The 562-nt window shown below is 49.3% G+C and carries 1 protein-coding gene; it reads left to right on the forward strand.

The window, feature by feature from the left end:
* A partial coding sequence (locus ACT3SX_RS15505) for a DUF2345 domain-containing protein (RefSeq protein ID WP_444761868.1) occupies nt 1-562 on the forward strand: 562 nt, incomplete at both ends.

Here is a 562-nt window from a genome sequence, read left to right on the forward strand (position 1 = left end):
ACGCTTAACGCAATTGGCAACGGGACTAGGACGTCAGGTCAATGACCACAAAGCGATTAAGACCCAGTTAGAAACTATCGCAGAGGAACAGCAAACCAAAACCCATCAACAAGCGCCCTACACGCTGATCGATGGCGCTGCTGATACGAGCTATGTCAGTGACGATACGCTGATTCAACGATCGATGGGTGAGATGGTAACGACCACTCAGCAAGATATGATGGTGAGTAGTGGTGATGGTCATCATCAAATCAGTAGCGAGTCTTTGACAATGGTTGCTGATGGTCAGTTCAGTATGACGAATGGCAAGGACAATATTATGCTGTCTGCGCATACAGGGAAGCTTGAGGCAACGGCGAAGCAAGATGTGAATATGTCATCCTCAACTAAAGAAGTTGAGATAGTGGCAACGAATAAGATTACGCTAACGGCGGGCGGTGCGAGTATCACATTAGATGGCGGTGATATTACGATTGCGGCGATGCAGTTTACGGAGAAGGCTGGTAAGCACAGTCGTGATGGCGGCGGGATGGATGGGCTGAGTTTGGCGGGGTTGCCTAGT

It is taken from the genome of Psychrobacter sp. AOP31-B2-9 (genome assembly GCF_052378005.1).
Lineage (GTDB): Bacteria > Pseudomonadota > Gammaproteobacteria > Pseudomonadales > Moraxellaceae > Psychrobacter.